17 protein-coding genes are annotated in these 18,281 nt (G+C 42.8%); 8 read left to right on the forward strand and 9 right to left on the reverse strand.

Annotated elements, in window-relative coordinates:
• Positions 1-211: 211 nt before the first annotated feature.
• The 3 genes from B1A98_RS15195 to B1A98_RS15200 all read left to right on the forward strand — a co-directional run bounded on the left by B1A98_RS15195 (position 212) and on the right by B1A98_RS15200 (position 1,763).
• Complete coding sequence (locus tag B1A98_RS15195; protein WP_231557204.1) at positions 212-589, forward strand: hypothetical protein; 378 nt, start codon at positions 212-214, stop codon at positions 587-589.
• A gap of 300 nt (positions 590-889) precedes the next feature.
• A complete protein-coding gene (locus tag B1A98_RS20535) occupies positions 890-1,057 on the forward strand; it encodes a hypothetical protein (protein WP_156141486.1) in 168 nt (55 codons plus the stop codon).
• Positions 1,058-1,226: 169 nt separating this feature from the next.
• A complete protein-coding gene (locus tag B1A98_RS15200) occupies positions 1,227-1,763 on the forward strand; it encodes a GNAT family N-acetyltransferase (RefSeq protein ID WP_041114137.1) in 537 nt (178 codons plus the stop codon).
• Positions 1,764-2,312: 549 nt separating this feature from the next.
• Here the strand turns inward: B1A98_RS15200 and B1A98_RS15210 are convergent.
• From B1A98_RS15210 to B1A98_RS15240, 7 genes are all read right to left on the reverse strand, one after another.
• The gene (locus B1A98_RS15210) at positions 2,313-3,806 is read right to left on the reverse strand and encodes an aldehyde dehydrogenase family protein (RefSeq protein ID WP_052475213.1); all 1,494 of its coding nucleotides are present in this window, start codon (positions 3,804-3,806) and stop codon (positions 2,313-2,315) included.
• Between the two features lie 19 nt (positions 3,807-3,825).
• Complete coding sequence (locus B1A98_RS15215) at positions 3,826-4,788, reverse strand: PDR/VanB family oxidoreductase (RefSeq protein ID WP_041114136.1); 963 nt, start codon at positions 4,786-4,788, stop codon at positions 3,826-3,828.
• Positions 4,789-4,830: 42 nt separating this feature from the next.
• Positions 4,831-5,328: a hypothetical protein gene (locus B1A98_RS15220; protein WP_041098802.1), complete on the reverse strand. Its 498-nt coding sequence runs from the start codon at positions 5,326-5,328 to the stop codon at positions 4,831-4,833.
• A gap of 27 nt (positions 5,329-5,355) precedes the next feature.
• Positions 5,356-6,330, reverse strand: coding sequence for a heme-dependent oxidative N-demethylase family protein (locus tag B1A98_RS15225; RefSeq protein ID WP_041114134.1), 975 nt, complete (start codon positions 6,328-6,330; stop codon positions 5,356-5,358).
• A 39-nt stretch (positions 6,331-6,369) separates the two neighbouring features.
• Entirely contained in the window at positions 6,370-7,713 is a 1,344-nt protein-coding gene (gene hemA / locus B1A98_RS15230; protein ID WP_052477359.1) for a glutamyl-tRNA reductase, read from the reverse strand.
• Positions 7,714-7,886: 173 nt separating this feature from the next.
• Positions 7,887-9,311 (reverse strand): purine-cytosine permease family protein, encoded by a 1,425-nt coding sequence (locus B1A98_RS15235; protein ID WP_041098798.1) that lies wholly within the window; start codon positions 9,309-9,311, stop codon positions 7,887-7,889.
• A gap of 67 nt (positions 9,312-9,378) precedes the next feature.
• Positions 9,379-9,579, reverse strand: coding sequence for a hypothetical protein (locus tag B1A98_RS15240; protein ID WP_041098796.1), 201 nt, complete (start codon positions 9,577-9,579; stop codon positions 9,379-9,381).
• Positions 9,580-9,761: 182 nt separating this feature from the next.
• Here B1A98_RS15240 and B1A98_RS15245 point away from each other — a divergent pair, with 182 nt between their 5' ends.
• Both B1A98_RS15245 and B1A98_RS15250 read left to right on the forward strand, forming a co-directional pair.
• Entirely contained in the window at positions 9,762-11,636 is a 1,875-nt protein-coding gene (locus tag B1A98_RS15245; RefSeq protein WP_231557208.1) for a sigma-54 interaction domain-containing protein, read from the forward strand.
• A 287-nt stretch (positions 11,637-11,923) separates the two neighbouring features.
• Positions 11,924-12,232, forward strand: a complete 309-nt coding sequence (locus B1A98_RS15250) for an antibiotic biosynthesis monooxygenase family protein (RefSeq protein ID WP_041114133.1) — start codon at positions 11,924-11,926, stop codon at positions 12,230-12,232.
• A 969-nt stretch (positions 12,233-13,201) separates the two neighbouring features.
• Here B1A98_RS15250 and B1A98_RS15260 read toward each other — a convergent pair.
• Positions 13,202-14,008, reverse strand: a complete 807-nt coding sequence (locus B1A98_RS15260; RefSeq protein ID WP_052475210.1) for a MerR family transcriptional regulator — start codon at positions 14,006-14,008, stop codon at positions 13,202-13,204.
• 315 nt (positions 14,009-14,323) lie between these two features.
• Here B1A98_RS15260 and B1A98_RS15265 point away from each other — a divergent pair, with 315 nt between their 5' ends.
• A complete protein-coding gene (locus B1A98_RS15265) occupies positions 14,324-14,722 on the forward strand; it encodes a GyrI-like domain-containing protein (RefSeq protein ID WP_041098791.1) in 399 nt (132 codons plus the stop codon).
• Positions 14,723-14,855: 133 nt separating this feature from the next.
• Here the strand turns inward: B1A98_RS15265 and B1A98_RS15270 are convergent, their stop codons facing one another.
• On the reverse strand, positions 14,856-15,743 hold the full coding sequence (locus tag B1A98_RS15270; protein ID WP_041114132.1) for a DMT family transporter: 888 nt from the start codon (positions 15,741-15,743) through the stop codon (positions 14,856-14,858).
• A 109-nt stretch (positions 15,744-15,852) separates the two neighbouring features.
• On the opposite strand from B1A98_RS15270, the gene B1A98_RS15275 reads away from it, so the two are divergent.
• Both B1A98_RS15275 and B1A98_RS15280 read left to right on the forward strand, forming a co-directional pair.
• Complete coding sequence (locus tag B1A98_RS15275; RefSeq protein WP_041114131.1) at positions 15,853-16,725, forward strand: LysR family transcriptional regulator; 873 nt, start codon at positions 15,853-15,855, stop codon at positions 16,723-16,725.
• Positions 16,726-17,012: 287 nt separating this feature from the next.
• Positions 17,013-17,981 carry an S-layer homology domain-containing protein gene (locus tag B1A98_RS15280; protein WP_052477357.1) on the forward strand — a complete coding sequence of 323 codons (969 nt, stop codon included), beginning with the start codon at positions 17,013-17,015 and terminating at the stop codon, positions 17,979-17,981.
• Positions 17,982-18,281: the final 300 nt, after the last annotated feature.

Consider the following 18,281-nt stretch of genomic DNA (forward strand, 5'->3'; position numbering starts at 1 on the left):
CGCTGTTGCTTGTTTCTACTTTTTTCTTGTTTCTCTACATCTATGATAACTACACGTATTTTGGTTTTTTTGAGGATCTATATAGGCTAGTGTTTCCTGTTGTCTTGCTTTATTTCATGCCTTTGACCACTCTTTATCTTTTTTTGCAATCTTATATCCGTCGTTTAAAAGCGCATAGGCAGAATTAAATCATCAAATGAAGAAGTTTCCAATGAGGTTCGGGTCTCCGCTAAAAGAGAAAATCACTGGGAGCGAATTTGAAAAGGCTTATAAGCATGAGATAAACAAAGAGAAATGGAGCGATAATATGGAAACACCAGAGAATTATACCACTAAACTCGATTACGATAAGACGTTTAAAATTGAAATCTTAAATGAGTTTGCTAATGGGGTCTATAGTCGTTTGTTAAGCTTTGTTTTGAATAATGGGATGGATCGACAGGATAAAAACAATCCATATAACGTCTTGTTAGACCAGTTTGTTGAAATGCTAGATATAAATTTATTTAAAATGTCATTTGAAGAATTAGAAGTGTTAGAAGGTTACTGGAAGCACATGAATAAATATATTCGAGAAATTACAAAGTAATTTCAAATAAAAGGAGTTAAAGCACTAAAAAATATATTGTTTAGTGGACTTTTAGTGCTCTTTGTAAGGTTTTTATTTGATTCAATTACTGGCGACAAAAATTCCGCAGTTGACGAGAAAGCCACAACCTTCGATGAATAATGGAGGATTCCCTATAGGTTTTTTGTAAGAGTTAAGAATAAAGTTATATACAAAAGGAAGTGCTTTTAAATTGAAAAAATCTCTCTGTTTGCCATCTTAATCATTATACTTGTGCTAAGCGCATGTTCAGCTAAGCCTCCGCATATTACAAAAGAGGCTGTGGCAAAAAACGCAAAAGAAAACCTTACAAAAGAAGAGGTAACAGAAGCATTTGGTGAACTAAAAACAATTACAAATGATGCAAAATACGAACTTTGGTTTTATGACGGTGAACAAACAAATGAAAGCCCTGAAATTGTAGAATTCGATCCAGATTTCGGCCATTAGGTTTTTTTCTATTGCTGGTTTACTGTTAGGAGGAATTATACAAAATTTTGGTGATATTAGAAGTATATTTTTTTCAGTGGCCTATCAATAATGATAGTGGGCTTTATCTACTTAATAACTGAGGGAAAGAGCACAAAAAGGTCTCCATTCGAAAGAGAGGGTATACGTCTTGAAAAAGAATAATATAAATGACAACGATATCATTTTGGAGGACTTACAGCCTTCTCATGCTATCCATCTTTACGAAATGATGCAGGATGACAGAATTTATACCTATATTCCAGAAAATGCCCCAGCAGCAGTAGAAACGTTGAAAGAGAAATATAAAATGTTTAGTAAGGGCTCTTTAAGAAAAGAAGAAGTCTGGCTAAATTATGCGATTTATTTGTCTAGCGAAAAATTATATATAGGGACACTTCAGGCTACTGTTCAGTTAGATAAAAGAATTATTTCGATAGCGTACATTTTAGACCCAAAAAAATGGGGAGCTGGCTATGCAAAAAAAGCTCTGTCCATCATGCTGCAAAATTCGAAGGAGCAATTTGGTCATTTTGATTATTACGCTTACATTGATACTCGTAATGAACGCTCGATAAACCTTGTTAAAAGTTTGGGTTTCAAATGTGTTGAGTATATAGAAAATGCGGATTATTTTAAGGGGAGTTCAAGCAACGAGTTTGTTTATGCAAAAATAAGTAATAAATAATATTTGCAAGGTGTCTATTCTATTATTGTACTCGTTAACTTATTTACTAGCATTATTTTTCTCTATTTAAATCTGAAAAGTGCAGGGCTCTTCCGAAATGGATATGGGTGGGCACGGATTGCATGCTAGTATTGGGGAATACATGAAGTTTATCCGGATGATCCTAAATGACGGTGCCGGTATTCTAAAAACAGAAACAGTCGCAAAAATATCCCAGAACGGGCTTGGAAATAAGAAGGGGGCGGCTGGGTACATCTGACCCTTCACTAACTAACGCTGGATGATTTATTAGCACAAGCGAAGAGAGAAATTTCACAGCACGAGATGAAGCACTAGGAGAAATCGTGCAGAGCTGCTTGGATATCATAAATACATTCTTGTCTTAACATGAGCGACCTGATTATAGATCAATGTCTTAGCACAAATTCGAGGATGTCCGCGGGTCACAGAAAAGCCAGGGAGAGCGATGAACTCTTGCCTTCTCCTGTCTTATATGATTCTTCGTACAAGAAAAAAGAGAAGTGAGGAGCTCACTTCTCTTTGCTGTGATTATTCGTTCGGAAACCAGCCTACTGGTTCAACTGCCAGGTTCACATTGATCTGCTTGATTTCCTGGAAGTCATCTAAACCGTAAGTTCCAAGGCTGCGGCCGATCCCGCTTTGCTTATATCCGCCCCAAGGAGCTTCTACATAAGTAGGGTGATAGGAGTTCACCCAAGTGATTCCGGCGCGGACTTTCTTGATAACCCGCATGGCTTTTGCCCCGTCACCGGAGAATACACCGCCGGCCAGGCCATATACTGTGTCATTTGCCAATTTGATGGCTTCTGCTTCATCTTTAAACTTTTGAATGGTCACGACTGGCCCGAAAATTTCTTCTTGAACGACCCGCATATCAGACGTAACATTTGTGAACACGGTCGGCTCAATGAAGAAGCCTTGATCTAAGCCATTTTCTGTTAAACGGCGGCCGCCGCATGCCAGGGTAGCCCCTTCCTCTTTGCCGATTTCGATGTATTTTAAAATGGTGTTCATTTGATGCTCGCTGTTAATGGCGCCCACTTGGGACGTTTCGTCCAGCCCCGGTCCCACTTTAATTTGTTTAGCCCGTTCCACATAGCGTTCTACGAACTTATCATAAATGCTTTCCTCCACCAAAATGCGGCTTCCGGATGAGCATACTTGGCCGGCGCCGAAGAAGATGCCGAATAAAGCATAGTCTACCGCTGTTTCAAAGTCTGCGTCAGCGAAAATAATGTTTGGAGACTTTCCGCCGAGTTCCAGGGAAACTTTCTTTAAGTTTCCTGCAGATGCCCGCATAATTTCACGCCCGACCTCTGTGCTTCCTGTGAAAGATACAAGGTCAACGTCCACGCTTTCCGCTATAGTCTGGCCAACGACGGAGCCTTTCCCCATGACAAGGTTGACAACTCCTTTTGGAACGCCGACTTCTTCAATGATTTCCACTAATTTCATGGCAGTAATTGGAGTAGCTTCCGCCGGCTTATACACGATAGTATTCCCTGCAGCCAGCGCCGGCGCAATTTTCCATACGCTCATTAACAAGGGGAAATTCCAAGGAACAATAAGGCCCGCGACCCCGACCGGTTCTTTCACAACCATCGCCTGTACATCTTCAGGCACTTGGTATGTCTCGCCATCAGGAGTCATAATCAAACCGGCGTAATAACGGAAGCATGTAGCGGCATCGCTGATATCGAACTCGGCTTCCGCTTTCAACTTCCCGTTGTCCATTACCTCTAATTTAACGAGTTCATCAAAGTTCTCTTCAATTTTATCCGCGATTTTATTCAGGTATTTAGCCCGCTCGTGGGTAGTTAAATCAGACCACACGCCGCTTTCAAATGCAGCCTTCGCCACAGCGATCGCTTCTTCTGTTTCTTCCTTTGTTGCTCGTGGGGCTGTAGCGATAATTTCTTGGTTTGCAGGATTGATTACTTTATTTAGATCCGAGTTTTGAGAATCTCTCCACTCGCCGTTAATGTACATTTTTAATTCCATTGCCTGTGTTTGCACTGTCATATTTGATCCACCTCATAAGTTATAGTTTTAAAACCAATTTTTCTTCCTTGGCTCTTGAGCAGCATGTCAATATCATCTTCTTTTGTTCTCTTTCTTCATCGCTGAAAAAGATATCCCGGTGATCGACTTCTCCTTCCACAACATCAACCTCGCACTGCCCGCATCCGCCGGCTTTGCATGAGTACGGAGCTTCGATGCCTGCATCCAGGAGTGCTTCCAGCAGTGTTTGTTCAGGGTTCACTTCGATTACTTTATTGTGGTTAATCACTTCTACTAAAAATGGATTGTTTTCTCCGGATGCAGCGGCGAACAATTCAAAATGGATGGATTTTTCCGGGTATCCATAGGATAGGGCGGCCTCTTTATATTCAGAAACCATAGCAACCGGGCCGCAGAAGTACACGTGGCTGCCGATTCTCTGATTCTTCATCGTTTCGGGTGTCATGCGCTGCGGCTCATCGCTTCTTGAAAAGTAGAAAGTGCATTTGCCCGGATATTTTTCATGTAAGTAATCATGATAAGCACATGCTTCCTTTGTTCGTGCCGCATAATGAAGCTCAAATGTTTTCCCTTGGGCTTCGAGTTCCTCCATCATTGTCAGGAATGGCGTAATGCCGATCCCGGCCGCATAAAACACGTGGTGTTTAGCATGAAATCCTAGCGTAAAATGATTTTTCGGGAAACTGCTTATCACCTTGTCGCCGACTTTTATATGGTCATGCCAATAAGCAGATCCTCCCCTTGAATGTGGGTCCCGGTTGATCGATATAGCATAATGCGTGCGGTCAGTTGGATGGCTGACGAGCGAGTACTCCCGTTCGAGGATGTTATCTCCCAGGTCGACATAGGTGGTAATATGCGCGCCGCCTGTAAATGCCGGCAATAATTTCTGATCTGAAGGGTACAGATAAAAGCGTTTAACACTTTCAGTTATTTGCTCGATCTTTCCTACGTACATTTCTATGTTTCCGATGACTCTCATAACCTTCACCTCGGTCCTTTCTTCATTGTGAGTACTATCCAGTTAATTAGGGATAAATGGGTATCCTATATAGCCTTTGCGAACTTTAGAGAAAAACGGGCCAACTTCCATGTAAGCATCGCAGCGGGCGCACTGGACTTCATCGCCGTCGCTGATTTCACTGGTGTGATAGCATTTCATGCAGTAAATGTAGCGCCTCTTAGGGCCATATATAACGGTCTGGATTTCATCTTCTGTAAATCCTGCTTCGGTGGCTTCGGCAAAAACAGTGGCCGCGTGATCCCAGTTTGAAGCGATGTACAGGTGAGTGCCCATCTTCTGGCTGTAGAGCAGGGTGCGCAGGTCTTGAAGCTTGATAGCATCTTCAATTTCAAATGGCTCATAGTCCAGTTCTTCTTGTGAGTGTGCGGTTAAAGCTTGTTTCACATCGCCGGCGGCTTTTTGATCGTAAATAATGAGGTGCTTTTTTCTTTTATCATTAAAGGAAAGCTTTTCTTTAATTGTTTCCGATTGGTCATACAACACTGGGCTATTATACAAAGTGCTTCTCCCTTTCTACTTGGTTTTTTACTTCACTTTCATACTGTTCATCAAGTTTTCAAGATACTCTACAGACTGAGGCAGGAAAGGCGCCATCCCTTTGTACTCCGCCATATAATCTGGAATATCCGCGAGGTTGAAATAAGTGGTCTCCAGCCATTCCGGTCTCAGCACCAAGTCTTCTAATGGGAGAAATTGTGTGTCTAAGACAAATAAAATGGCATTGCTTCGCGGCATACGGATGAACCATTGCTCTTCTACCCGAAGATGAACCAGCTTTCCGGCATTTTCCGCTGTTACTTTATCTCTTTCAGGTCCCCAGATATCCATCGTTTCATAATTGACATCCCAGCGGTCTGCCATGAGGTTCCAGTTTACCCGCGTTCTTGGCGCACCCGGCTCAATGGTCAGCAGGAACTTTCTGATTCTGTCAGTGAGTTCCACACCGTCCCGGCTGACAAACGGCACCGGCCCGTGTATTTCATTAAAGGACATGCCAAGATTCCAGTTTGGCGAGAACAACGCCGCAAAGGATTCCTGGGCGACTTCTAAGTAGAAGTTGTCGTCTCGGTTGACCATTAACATAAAGTCATTATGGAAATGACGGCCAATCATATCATAAGGCTCCAGTGAAAGGCTGGATTCATCGCCGAAAATGAAGGTTTCGGTTTCTCCAAGGATATGATTCGTGAATGTCCATTGATCGCCGTCTTTTTCCACGCTGAAATGCTCAGGATATTTGTTTATGGACAGATCGATTAACAGCTCCACAAACTCCCATTGCATTTCCATTGTGTGCGGGAAGGACTGGTAGCGGACTTCCGGCTGTTCTTCCAGCATCTCCCGCTTCCGTTTGATTTGCACTTTGTACTCAGGCGTGATTTTCATAAAGTTTACTTTGTCTTCACTCAAAGCCACTAAGTCATTGGAATAACGGTAGGTCTTATTTTTAAAATTCGTAAATGGAAATGTAAACAGATCAAGATTAGTTGATTTAAACATCTGATTCTCTCCTTTTTAAGTAAAAGTAACTTGTTGCTATTAGCTTCCTGTATCTTTTAACAGGTGATGCGGAAATGCCTGTTCTGCCTCAAAGTCAAGCTTCAGCTCGCTTTTCAGTTCGAATATTCTGGAAATTAATTTCAGATATTCCACCTTTTTTTCAGGAGTCTCTTCCTGCGAAGCAATCTCTTTCAGCATAAGAATCGGCTGGCGGATGAGTTGATTGGAAATCATTTCTGTGTATTTCAAAATAACCTGCTTTTCTTTTTCAGAGAGGCCGGGGGATTTATTTTGAATGTGCTTTATTGCCTCCGCCTTGATACCAGAAGCTTTTTCTTGCAGTTCTTGGATAAGGGGCGTAACAGGCAATGTTTTTCTCCACGCATGAAATTCATTTACTTCATTTGCTATTAGCTGCTTGATCTTATTTGCCTCTCTTAACCGTTGCTGCCGGTTGGAAGCAATGATGTCATTTAAATGATCCAGGTCATATAAATGAACATTGTCCAGTTCGCCAATTTTGGGATCTATGTTTCTTGGAACCCCGAGATCAATGAAAGTAAGAGGACGTTCTTTTCTTTTTCCTGCAAGGTTGATTACATCTGCTTTGTTCAGCAGATAATCCGCTTTATCGATAGAGCAAATGACTACATCAACTTGCTCCAGCAGCTGCAAGCACTGATCCAAAGGGGCAGCGTTCCCATTATGGACAGCGGCTAATTCTTCCGCTTTATTTAATGTGCGGTTTGTAAAAAACAGCTGGCTGCATCCTGCTTCCTTTAAGTGCCTGGCAGCTAACTTGTTCATCGTTCCTGCGCCAATGAGCAGGGCTTTTTTCCGCTCTAATGGAGGAGTTTTCTGCTTCAGCATTTGAATCGCTGCATAGCTGATGGAAACCGCTTGCTTTCCTACGGCTGTTTGCGTATGCGCTCTTTTTCCAATCGTTATCGCCTGCTGAAAAAGACGGTTGAACAGCCGGCCGGTGTGACCGCTCTCTTGGCTGTCGAAAAATGCCCGTTTAACCTGCCCGAGGATTTGCGCTTCCCCTATAACTAAGGAGTCTAGACCGCAAATGACGCTAAATAAATGAGCAACAGCCTCATCATTGGCTTTCACATAAACTGCTTTTTCGGCTGTGTGATAGTGTTTGGTCACTTTTTTCAGCAGCTTTTCTTTTACTAGCTTTGCTGCCAAACAAAGATTGTCTGCAGCTGCATAAATCTCTGTCCGGTTACATGTACTGAGAACCAAGCATTCTTTAATGACGGGATTAGAGATTAATTGAAGTTCCATCTCCTTCTTTTCGCGCATGTCAAAGTGCGTCTGTTCCCTGATGGTCAGGGGAGCCCGCTCATGATTTAACCCAATTGCCAAGATAGTCAAAGTATCCCTCCTTCCAATAATTTTTGTGAAATCGTTTTCTTGATTCAGTAGTTGCAATATCCGTGCCAAGCGTTATTTTCGAAGAATGCCAGGCTGCATCAGGATAAGTGAGCTTTGCATTCGCCTGGATGATTTCAATTTGGAAATTTTATTTCAAAAGTAAATTTTCCGGATTAAACAGCGTCGTTGCTTTTGGACGGCAAAGAAGTGCTGGTCACGCTTAGATCGGCATCATACGAAAAGATGTACTTGGCTGAAACGTAATAGCATATCCCTGCCGCAAAGTATGCCGGAATCCCAGCGGACATATAGTAGAACAAGCTGCTCGACGTATCAGCTACCGGATTGTACAAGCTCCAATACACCACCGTGCCAATGATAAAGCTTACAATGGCGGATGGGTTCACTCCTCGCCAGTAATAATAGCTTCCGTTTGTATCGTAAAGATCCCGGATGGAAATCTTCTGTTTTTTTACGAAGAAAAAGTCAGCAATGACGATTCCTCCAAATATCGCCATGATATAGGAAATCACAGTGATGAAAGATCCGAACGCATCGTAAAAAGAAGCGCTTAACAATAACAGGACAGTCGGTATCGCCGTTGCCATGGCCGCCGTCCAGGATTTCTTTGGAAACACGGTTTTAAAGCTGATTGCTTGTGAATACATCAGGAAGGTTCCTGCCGTGATATTTCCAAGGGTAAGCAGCAAAAGGCCGATAATGCCAATCCATGTGCCGCCGATCGCGAACATCCAATCAGTTGGATCTAAGGAGGCCACTACTAGTGCCGCCAGGGCTCCCAATATTACAGCGACATTCACGATAATCCCGTAGCTGAAGAATCCGGCTTTAAACGCGGACTTTTCACTCTTGGCCAGCCTGCTGTATTGGCCGAGATAAGGAAGCCAGGAGAACCCAAGCCCGATATTGATTTCTAACGCTGTAATAAGTGAGCGGGAATGCTCATCATAAGGTTCAGGCGGCGATAAAGAGAATATTTTATCCAGTCCTTGCCCGAGCATTAAAAGGGCGATGAGACCTAAAGTCATCAATAAAATCGCTGGAACGCCTATTAAATTGAATTTGCGCATGACTAGCGGTCCTTGAAAAGTGATCAAAAAGACAATGGCAAAGATGATGATGGCAAAGAAAGGCGCTCCGGTTGTCCTAGTTGTGAAAAATTCCGGCAGGCCCGCCACAGAAGCAATCTTGACCAATGCTTGTCCCGCCATAAAGAAGGCAATGGACATGTAGCCGATCGTAAGGAACATGAAGATAAAATAAAAGATATTTGAGCCTAAGTAACCCAGCGCACTGCGGAAACCGATGAAAGTATCCACGCCGTACCTGGAAAAAAGAAGAATGATCGGCGCAATTAACAGGAAAGGCAAGGCATTTCCAAACAAAATGGACGCGATGGCTTCTTGCGCGCTGAGCATCATCCCCGTATATCCGCCTACAAGTATGCAGATACAAGAAATGCCGATTCCCACTTGAATGAGAACCAAATCCCAAAAGCCAAACACGCGGTCACTTTTTTGTGCAGGCAGAAAGCCAAAGGCTACATCTTTTGAAATAGCGGAATTGTTTTTACTCATTTTAACCTCCGGGTATTTTTATTTAGCAGGTGACGGGCATTTCACCTGGCTATAGAGCATTAAGGCTTTAGAAAATAACAAACAGCAAGAATACTGAAATTGCCCCGATTATCGCCAATTCGGGAATGGTATGGCTGATTCTCATTTTGTCAGCATTGGCTTCTTCTTGCTCGTAGCTTTGAATCCGGTCATGCAGGTCGGTATACAAACTCTTTACAAATGTATCTGCAGATGCCATATTTTTTTCAATCATGCTTTCTTTTTTCAACAGAACTTCCCCCTCTTTACAATGATTAGAATATTGAGATTTATTTTAATATTGCAACTTCCGTGCCGTCTGAAAACCCTTACAAAACAGCTTTCTACAAAAAACGCATTTCCATTTATGAAATTTTCATTTAAAATTGAAATACCCTTGGGGGATAAAATGGGGGGAAGGTGTTGATTTACGTGCATACTGTCCTTACTGATGTGTTACAGTCAACTCTTTTGAGGATATATGATGAATTGATAATCACGGATGAGCACGGATTTATAATTGAAAATTTCGGAAAATTTCTAAAAATTAAAGAAAACACATGTGATTTGGCCGGCATGAACTTATTCGAGATTGGGAAAACAACTTTTTATAATGAAACATCCCTGGACGAGCTGGTGAATGAAGAGAAAAGGTCGATTATCCAAACGACTTGGAATAACCAAAGAATCCTGATCACTTATTATCCGGCGCATGAACTGGACGGCAAAAAATATTGCACATGGGGACTTAAAGCTCTTTCGAGAAGCGACAGTATTTTAATGGAAAACGTTGTGGAAGATAAAATTGATTTTTCTAAATCGCTCCCGAAAGACATTTCCAGGCTGTTTATTGTGAAGAGCCAAAAAATGATGGATGTTTTGAGCACGGTTGAAATGGCCGCAAAAGTTTCGTCCTCGGTTCTTTTGCTGGGGGAATCCGGAGTGGGCAAGGAAGTCATAGCACGGGCCATTCACGATCTCGGCATTCGAAAAAGCAAGCCGTTTATCGCCGTGAACTGCGGAGCCATTCCTGAAAACCTGCTGGAAAGCGAACTGTTTGGCTATGAGGAAGGGGCCTTTAGCGGTGCAAGGAAGAGCGGCGCGCTGGGCAAGTTTGAACTGGCGAATAAAGGAGTTCTTTTTCTCGATGAAATCGGCGAGATGCCGATCAATCTCCAGGTGAAATTGCTGAGGGTTCTGCAGGAAAGGGAAGTCACCCGTTTGGGAAGCTCGGATACCGTCAAACTTGATATCCAAATTATTGCGGCTACCAATAAGGATATTAAAAGCCTGGTGAATAAAGGGAAATTCAGGGAAGATCTCTACTATCGCCTCAATGTGATTCCTATAAAGATTCCCGCATTGAGGGAAAGAATTGAAGAACTCCCTTATTTAATTAGCTTCTTTTTGCATAAATACAATGGTCTGTATGACAGGGCTATTCAAATTAATCAAGATGCCATTGATTTGATGTCGATCTATGAATGGCCGGGAAACATCAGGCAGCTTGAAAATGTGATTGAGAGAATGGTTGTGACAAGCAAAGAGGCGATAGTAGATGCTTCTGCGGTTCAGGAATTTTTCCCGCTTGAGCAAGAGGCTGCGCAAGCATCGCCGCCCATATTTAATCACCTGATGCCGCTTCAAGAAGCGATGGATCTCGTGGAAGAACAATTAATCAATATGGCTATGGAAAAATACAAGTCGATTAAATTGGCAGCCAAGGTACTCGATGTCAGCCAGCCTACAATGAGCAGAAAGTATAAGAAGATTTTGGCGAAACTGTCGGAACAGACCGCAGTCCCGTCTGCAAAAAGAGATATCCTCGAAAATCAGCTGAATACCCGGCTGCGCTCCGTGGCCATAGCTACAGCGGCCATCATACAGCCGGAAGAAGTTAGCGAATTAAAGAGGGAACCTTCTTTCTCCAATCCGATCTTTCAAAAGCTGCAGAGCCAGCTGACGATGATCAGAAAACAGGCAGGGGGCATTAAATGGGCTTTCATTTTCGATATGGTTGACAATAAAATGTTTAGGACGCTGGCTGCGGACAAAGACTTTACCATGCAGCCTGGGCAATTATACGAAGGAACGCCGGAATTTGCAAAAGTAGCTGCCGATGCAGTGAAGGGACGGGTCGGAGTAACCAAGCTATATAGAGATATCTATGGCGAATGGAAAACAAGCCTCGCGCCAGTGATAGACGCTACAGGCAAAGTCATTGCGCTGATTGGCTATGACTACAGCAAAGAGTACATTGATTCTGAATTAGGCAAGATGGGAAGAGTCCTGAAAATTAATATTTGATAAAAAAGCCATCGGTTCGTTGAGCGGACCTCCACTCCCTTTTATAGCGCACAGGAACCGCTCAATGAACCGTGTGGTGTTAAGGACAAGAATGGATGGATCGGGCGGCATTTGTGCCCTCCTTATAGCCTATTTTACAATATATAACATTAAAGGGTTTCTCTGCTTAACGTTTTTGTTTTGATAACGATGCAGGTTTGCAGATGAGCAGATAACGAGTGGATGAGTCTTCTGTATAGGGCTTTATAGTAATGTACGATATATAAAAATCAAAAGGATGATGATTCATGATACTAGAAGCTGCCATGCTTCAGGTAAAGCAAGGAAGAGAAAGTGAATTTGAGAAAACGTTCAAGCAAGCTTCTGCCATTATTTCATCAATGAAGGGGTATGTGAACCATACTCTTCATAAATGTATGGAAGCACAGGGAAAGTATCTGCTTTTAGTCAATTGGGAAACGTTAGAAGACCATACCGTGGGATTTAGGCAATCTCAGGATTATCAAGAGTGGAAACGGCTATTGCATCATTTTTATGACCCATTTCCAGTGGTGGAGCATTTTGAACATGTCGATCTGGCGGAGAGATCGGTATAAATTCATTTTCATGCTTGGAGGTTGGGAGGAAGAGCACCGGGGACAGATCAGAAAACGTTCGATGGTATGGTGAGGCTAAGAAGGTACTTTCAAGCCATATCTTGTTAGAGGTCCCATACAAAGTTCATTGTCAAAAGCTACATAATAACCATTATGTAGCTTTTGTTTATGGATAGGTCGGTTGCTTCCCACTCCAGGCGCTTCGCTTTCCTCGGGGCGGGCGGTGAGCCTCCTCGGCGCTAAGGCTCCTGCGGGGTCTCACCTGTCCCGCAGGTCCCGCTGGAGTCTTCACACCTTCCATTCCAATCAACCGAAGTATAAAAAGAGGACAGCCATATGGCTATAGCGGTTTGAAAATGGAATCATCCTGCCGTTATCAAGCGGCTGAATGAAACATCATCTGTGCTTTTTATTTTGTATGTGGATAGGTCGGTTGCTTTCCACTCCAGGCGTTTCGCTTTCCGCGGGGCGGGCGGTGAGCCTCCTCGGCGCCAAGGCTCCTGCGGGGTCTCACCTGTCCCGCAGGTCCCGCCGGAGTCTTCACGCCTTCCATTCCAATCAACCAAGTGCACAAAAAGAGGACAGTTGTATAAAGAACTTGAGGTGAGGAAGAGGCTTCCCAAACACCATCCTATGCAACGGGACCAAATGGATAGGGTTGCTCTAGATCAGCTTGTGCCAGGGAATTATCTGGTTCGTCAAATGGAGCAGACGATAGGGAGCTTGGAGAAGTTGTCGATGCTTTCTTTCGCTGCGATGATTCTCAAGTAAATGGCCAACTGGACTTGGCAGAACCCGAAAGTGGCCTGAATCATCGACTTGGAGAGGCCTGTCTTTCTCGCGAATGACTGGAAAGTTATCTAAAAAACGAAAAGCGGTTCGGGCTGCTTTCATTCCGAACCACGTTTGTCTTGCGTGATATCTTTTGAAGCTACCTATGGCACTATCATCTTTGCCGCTGTTAGCCTCTTAGCTTCTTGGTTTTTCATCCCCCCAGAAGTTCCACTTGAAGTCTTGGTGTTTCATATAGTATTCCATTGCCGCGTTGAGCCATGATTGTTCAGCTTCTGTGAATGGAGATGGTGATATATTCTCCAATTCCTCGATATCCGGTTCTAATTCCGCTACATTAAGATCGGCTAGTGTTTGAATTAAATCCTCGCCAAGAAACTCAAGAGAGGCTTCAAGATAGGTTTGAATCATTTCTTGTACTTCTGGGTCCTCTGCAGGCTTGCCGTAGAGCTGCTTTACTTCCTTAGCCAATTGAATAAAGGTCTGATCCAGTGTGATTTTTTCCTCTTCGGTTTTCTTTGACAGCCCCTCCATCACATCCGACAGCTGGTGCTGTTCCATCCATTCTTTTTGGATGTTTTCTGTTTGCATGCCATGAATGAGACTGAATAAGATGGCGCTATCCACTTCTCCTTCTTCTTCTAACAGTCTAATCACTCTTTTAATGGCAGCCATTGATTGGTCAATCCGCTCTTTTTCTTTTTCTAGCGCTTGGAAGTGAAAGGTTAACGTTTCGTTGAGATCAACGGTAAAACGCGGTTCGTGCATCAAATGAATAATCTCATTTAAACTGTATCCAAGGAACTTTAAGCTGATAATTTTCTGTAAGGTGAGAATATCCTGATGGGTGTAAATGCGGTGTCCAGACGATGGATGTTTTTCTGGCTGCAGAAGGCCAATTTCATCATAATAATGCAACGTACGAATAGAGATCCCCGTTTTTTCCGAAAATTCTCCAACGGAATACTTGTTTTGTTCTTGCATCGCGATTCCTCCCTAAAAAGTATATATTCACTATAAAGCCTTACGTAGCTGGAGGTGCAAGAGAAAATTTTGAAGAGACGCCAAGAAGAGCCATCAACTTGCTGTTTGATGTCACTTAATCCGGTTTGGGTGAACGATCAAGTTTACTACAAAGAATCAAGATTTCTTTCTTTAAACGTTGTTTTCTTTTTTTCTTCATTTGTTGATAGATTTTTAAGGTTGATAAAAACAAACATATGTTCTATAATCAAAATCAGGAACAAATGTTTGTTTTTGTAAAAAATAAAATCTGACTGATTAAAAAGGAGCTCAAGCATGAACCTGTACGCAATAAATAGCATCCGAACGAATAACTTTGAGGATGAGCAAATGATGAGCAAGATTCAAACGATGTGGGAAGAGGCTTTTCGCCAACTGGGAAAGTATCGGGGAAATGTATATGGACTTTATTATGACTACCAGAGTAATTACAGGGGGGACTATTCATTAAGCGTCGCCATTGAAGAAGATCGCGGGGGAGCCCGGTTTCATTTGCCGAATCACGATAGATATGAAGTGTTTAAGGTGGATACCGCCGATGAACAGGGGCTGCTGAAGGCGTGGAGCAAGATATGGGATCAGGAAGAAGCCGGTTTATTAAAAAGAACTTATTCATGCGACTTTGAAAAATATTATCCTGCCGGGGAAGTTGAAATTTACATCGCGATTCACTAAGGAGAAATGTTCAAGCTCAGACACTTTTGGCTGCAGAAGACAAACAGCTGTTGAAAAAACGAAGGCACTTGGTGAAGTGCCTTCGCAAACTGGTGCAAGACCGTAAATAAGGTGTCAGAAGTACCTTTTTTGTCTAGGCTCCTGCTTTTCCGCGCTCAGCGGCAAGTGATGCCTTGCCTCGCTTCAGGCTGGTGGCAACAATGCTGAACAAGACAAGGGAAGCGCCAAGAATTTCTGTTTCATTCATCACTTCTTTCATAAATAAAAAGCCGAATAAAGCGGCAAAGACAGGCTCCATGGAAAAGATCAGCCCCGTTTTCGTCGAAGAAGTGTATTTTTGGGCAACCGTTTGAATAATGAAGCCGAAGGCACTGCATACAATGCTTAGCATTAAGATGGCGATCCAGCCTTCCGCAGAAGCGGGCAAGGAGGGCGTTTCAAGCATCAGCGAAAATACAAAGCCGAGTAAACCCGCCACTCCTAACTGGATGATCCCTACATTTAAGGGATCCGCCTTTTGGGCCGCTTGTTCAACCAGAATAATATGTAAAGCATAGAAAAACGCCGCCGCTGCACATAATAGATCTCCGGTCAAAATACGGAAGGGCGGTTGAATCGTAAGCAGGCCAATGCCTGTTAAGGCCAGCAATGTACTAGCCATCAGCTTGGCGTCCAGCTTGTTTTTGAGCATAAAGGAATGAAGAAGCGGAACGAAGATGACCGTTAAGCTGACTAAAAAGCCTGCATTAGAAGCAGATGTTGTTCTTAAACCGTAAGTAAGCATCGTAAAGACAAGAAACAAGACGCTCCCCAAAAGCAGGCCAAACTTTAACGCTTCCCGATCCATCAAGCGCAAGCGCCGGTGAAAGAAAGCGGCTGACAGCAGAAAAGCCAAGCCAAACCGCAGGGCGATGACATTGAATTCGGAAAGGGAAGCTAACCCCATCTTCATAAAAAGATAGGATGATCCCCAGCAAAGCGTAACAAATAGCATTAATAAATCTGCCTTAAATGCATTCATTCCACTCCCCTCCTTTCAGTAAATTCAGTATACTAAGCTTAGATATACAAGTAAAACGAATGTTTCTTATGAGAAACATGAGAAAAACTAATATAAAGAGGGGGCATTTATGAGCATCAGCAAATATAAGGTATTGATGAAAGTGATTCACTATGGGAGTCTGACAAAAGCTGCGGAAGTGATGGGTTATACACAATCAGGGGTTAGCCATATCATCAACAGCCTGGAAGAGGAGTTTGGGTTCCTGCTTATCCGGCGCGGCCGTTCCGGAATTAAATTGACTAGAAACGGTGAACAAGTGGTAAGAACGATAAGAGAAATATTGAAATGGAATGAGCATTTGGAACAGGAGATCGCGGCCATTCATGGAATGGAAGCCGGAACGGTTTATGTCGGCACCTTCACAAGTGTTTCCGTACATTGGCTGCCGGCCATTATTAAGCGCTTTCAGCAGGACTTTCCAAGGATCACGATCCATTTGGCCGAAGGAGATTATCGCCAAATGGAGGAGTGGATTATGAGCGGCGAGGTTGATTGCGGATTTGTGTCCCTTCCAACCTGCAGCAAAATTGAAGCCATCCCGCTGCAGCAGGATCAAATGCTCATTTTGCTTCCTCCTGAGCACCCGTTAAGCACCTGCCCCGTGATCGATCTGTCGGAGATCAAAGATGAGCCGTTTATCATGCCGCGCAAAGGCTCCGACGATGATATCAATCGCGTTCTCACAAAAGCTGCCATCAAGCCGGACATTAAATTTACGGCAGGCGATGACTACGCCATTATGGCAATGGTCGAAATGGGGCTGGGCATCAGCATCCTTCCCGAACTCGTCCTCCGGGGACAACAACGCAACATTCATCTGAAAGAGATAGACGAGCCTATTTTCCGCTCCCTCGGAATTGCGGTGAGCTCTATGAAAAATATTTCCCCGGCTACTAAGAAGTTTCTAATGTATGTGCAGGACTTTCTTAAAGATGGATAGGGTATTTTCTTATTTTTATAATCCCTGCAGTGGCATCATTCTAAGTAGAACCTAAATGAGAAAACTGTTAACAATACTTTGAACAGACTCTAACCAGCGCTTCGCTTTGTGGGGTGACGCCGGCTCTAGTCAAGCGCGGGCAGAACTCGCCGCTCCGTTTTTAAAATAAATACCAGTTTATTGATAGTATGTAATATTATTCATAATGATATATCCTTTTTGCTGGTGATATGGTAACTTAAAAAGAGTTTGTAAGTAGTCTAACTGATAAGGATGGAGGGGTACTTTTGAAAAAAGTTTTTAGTATGCTCATAGCTTGTTGTTTATTTTTCACTAGTTCTATAGCTGCTTCAGCTGCATTTAAAGATGTGGGCAATACCTATTGGGCAAAAGATGAAATTACATACTTAACGGGCAAGAAAGTTATTAATGGGTTTTACGATGCTTCCTTTCGCCCGCAGGCACCTGTAACGCGCATACAAGCAATGATTTTACTGGCCAATGCATTAAAATTAGACCTATCAAACCGCCCGGATCCTGGGTTCAAAGATTTATCCGCGATGAGTAGCGGCTATAAACATACTGCGGCTATTATGGACGAAGGACTTTTTCCAAAAAGCACTTATTTGAAACCTAATGAGCCTATGACACGCCAATTAATGGCAAGGATGATCGCTTCGGCTTTTAAACTGAAAGCTTCCAAGAATATGAGCTTTAAAGATGTACCATCAAGCCATTGGGCCCGCCCGTACATTTCTGCCTTAGCAGAGCACAATATTACTGTAGGCTATCCAGATGGGACATTTAAGCCAGATGCAACGCTTACCCGGGCTCAGTTTTCTGTCTTTCTGGCAAAAGCATTGAGTGATGACTTCAAAACTTTTACCCTTTACAGCACTAGTTTTAATTATCAACTTGAATTGCCTAATTACATAAAGACTAAAGTGACCGTTGAGGAGGAGAAAAAGAAAGATGGAGTCCTGTCGACGCACTTTTATTATAACAACACTACACATCTTGGCTTTGAGCCTTACCTTGCCTCTATTCACATCATCCCGGCATCAAAATGGGATTTTTATCAATCGGCACCCTATGATTTAATCAAAAAGTATAATAACTACTATTACTGTTATCAAAGCGTTGGCGAACACCCATACTATGAATATAATCAACTTGGATCGCGTGAGGCAAAAACATTTGAGCGTATCCAGTATAGATTAACAAATGCTATCTACAGTTTTAAACCGAAAAATTAATCGATATCGGTATGAAAGACAGCTTAAATTTTTAAATGGCTTTATAGTTGTTTTTTAGTTTGGCGAAAAGATTTTGATCAAAAATCAAACAATTTTTATTTTAACCTCGCTGAAAAATTAAGGCGAGGTTATTTGTATTTGGGGTTTTCACATTAATCTACCTGTCTGATCATTTGACAGGCAGAACGTGTTTCCCAAAAAGCTGTTTTCTTGATTGATGAAAAGTAAGGAATGTCGCTTTACTTTTAACGTTGTTCTGCGGCAGCCGGGTCAGTTCCCAGCCGTTTGTTTCAGATGAAA

The sequence above is a fragment of the Pseudobacillus badius genome, from assembly GCF_002189605.1.
GTDB classification, from domain to species: Bacteria; Bacillota; Bacilli; order Bacillales; family Domibacillaceae; genus Pseudobacillus; species Pseudobacillus badius.